Below are 2,650 nucleotides of genomic sequence, written 5' to 3' on the forward strand. Positions count from 1 at the left end.
TCAGAAAGGGCCCCGGTGAAGAGGTTCCCTTTGTGAGCGTACTCGGCCATACGTCAGGCCCGTCAAGGTCAAGCATTGTCATGCCCCTCCGCCCCAGCTGATTGAATCAATGCAAGTGAAGGGCGCGCGCCCCGGTCAGCGGGACGGATGAGCCGGGCGCCCGGGGTAGCTACTCCCCAAGCGTGCGCGCCTTTGGTCATTGTAGTGCGCCACTAATCCGCATCGGACAGGGTAGGGCATCCCCTTTTTAGGGGACTGCAAAATCTGCAAAATGAAGCCGGGCGACGTGTCGCCGGTGCGGAAGGAAGCCGACAGAGGGCGCCCGAAGCGACCAGCCGCGCGCCGCTTGCGTCCGTGACCGGCGACGCCGACGAAAGCACCTGAAAAGACCAGAGCGGAGGAAGACGAAAAGCCCTCTCGACGTGACGGCGGCAGAGCACAGAGAAGCGCGGCGGACCGAGGTACACCCGGAGCCAAGGCCGTCCATCTTTCGCGCGCGCACGCCCCCGCGCGGACTGGTTCGGAAATTCGCGCTAGGAGGGCCGACAAGCGCACGCTGAGGGCGGCATGAGGGTACGTAAGCCGAAGGCCGCGCCACGCTCTCAGAGACGCAGGAGACGCGGGCGGCGCCCCGAATCTTGGGAAGGAAACGCCCCTAAAAAGGCTTTGGGAATCTACCCCGGGTTCGGGCTTCGGAGCGCCTCCGCCGAATCACCTCCGAAAGGCCCCGGGCGCCCGGTCGACCACAGCCGCGAGGAAGCCCGCTACGCGCACGAGAGCGCCCAACGTGGGTACGTGCCGCCGGGGCGCCGACGTTCGCTCAGAGAGGCCTGAGACGCCGATGAGAGGGTAACGGGCCGCCTTCGGGCGCCTGCGTCAGAATCCTCCAAATCGCACGCGTAAGAATTGAGTTGAGGGGCGCGGTCTTGAGGGGTGCGCCGCCACTTTGAACCCTCCCTATCCCCTCAGCGACACGGCCGCCGACACTGGGGCCGACGGGCTGACAGTGCAGCTCGAATTTTTCCCGGGGCAGCTCGAAACCGTGCTCAGGCGCGTCCCGATGATGAACGCCGTCAACACGACCGCCGGTGACGGTCCGGAGGAGATCCCGGCGCCAGCATCCCGGGTACCGGCGACGCCCCCGCACCGCATCCGCGGAGATGGAAGCCGAAAGGGCGGTTTCCGCAGTTTTCTCTTGCTTCGCTCTCGCTTCAATTCCTCTTTGTTCGCTCACTGTTCAACCCCTTTTTTCGGGGTTCGTCCGGCGTTCAACGCGGGTTTTCTGTCCGTCCTCCGTTTCGGGTAGAGAGCCAAATCCTCAGCTTTCTCTGTACCGCAGAGTATCCCGACAGTCCCCCCGGTCCCCCTTTGGTCCCCCTTCCATGATTTCATAGGTTTGCTAGAAACGCAGGCGGCCCCCGTGGTCCCCTTTGTCCCCCTCAAAAAACGAGAGGATCAGGGTCTAAAGGAGGATGAGCGTCGGGGCATGATGAACGGAGTGGGGTTCCGGTTGGAATCGTTCACCGGCTGAAGCCGCAGAGAAAACTGATTCAGTCCCTTCAGTTCCCTTCCTAAGGAACAAACCAACTAACCAACCTTGTAATCGTTGCAATGTTTGAGGTTGAGTAGTCTGAAAGCTCAAGTCCTCCCGGCGTCCAAGGCGCCCCTCGCCGGGCACGAAAAACCCCCGCCGCGGCAGGGGTTGAGGGTCAACGTTTTTGAGGCCATTCACCAGTGGAGAGGTATTTGCCCCAAGCGTTCATCAGCGCGCGGCGCTCATTCTTGAGCGGGTTCCTGCGGTATGCCCGGGTTGTTCTGTCATGCACGGTATGAAGCAAGCAAAACTCCGCGGCGGTTTGATTGAAGGTGTTCACATTCCCGTGCTCATCCTCTTCGGCCCACGTCCGGAAGGTTGCGCGAAAGCCGTGGACGGATATGCGGGCCGGTTCGCCGATGATCCTCGTTTTATCCGGGTCAATCCAGCCCACGCCGTCCTCTTTCTTTCGGGCTTCATGCAGGCGCTTGATCGCGCCCACAAGACTCTCCGAGGTGAAGGGCCTGCCGGTAGCAAGGTTCGCGAACACGAAACTTTCAGGCTTGCACCCTTCGGCGTAGCTGGGCAGAGACTTCAGCAAGTCGACACACTCGGGGCTGAGAAGGATTTCACGGATCGGGGCTTTCGTCGGGTCCGTCGTTTTAACTTTGTCGTTCTCAGCCGGTACGTTCCAAGTGCACGCCTCTAGGTCAAACTCTTTCCACCTGCACAGCCGGGCGGCCTGAGAGCGCGCCGCAGTGAGCATGATGAAGCGCAGAAGGGCGCTGGACGTGAAACCGGCCGCAACAAGTTTCGAGTAGAAGGCCGGACCCTGCTCGTACGGCAGGGCCGCATGGTTCCGACTCTCCAAAAGCCCATCATCGTGATTGGCAACAATGTCTTTAAAGCGGCCTTCCCGCGATACGGGACTAACGCCGCTGGGCAGTAATCCATCGTTGAGCGCCCACCTGAAGAAGGTGCTGAGGAGGTTTGAAACCTTCTCGGCTTCATTGGCGTGCGTGTTGATGATCGGGAGGAGACACTGGGCGGCATCTTCGGCGCGTACGTCTTGGATCCGCATGTCGCCGATAAGGAACAGTAAAGAAATAAAATTTA

At 61.1% G+C, this 2,650-nt stretch carries 1 protein-coding gene; it reads right to left on the bottom strand.

What is annotated here, in order from left to right; genetic code table 11:
- Positions 1–1,709 precede the first annotated feature (1,709 nt).
- Positions 1,710–2,650 (bottom strand): tyrosine-type recombinase/integrase (locus tag HMPREF9440_RS04825; protein ID WP_008542027.1); only part of this gene is annotated, 941 nt, incomplete at its 5' end.

The organism is Sutterella parvirubra YIT 11816, assembly GCF_000250875.1.
Lineage (GTDB): Bacteria > Pseudomonadota > Gammaproteobacteria > Burkholderiales > Burkholderiaceae_F > Sutterella > Sutterella parvirubra.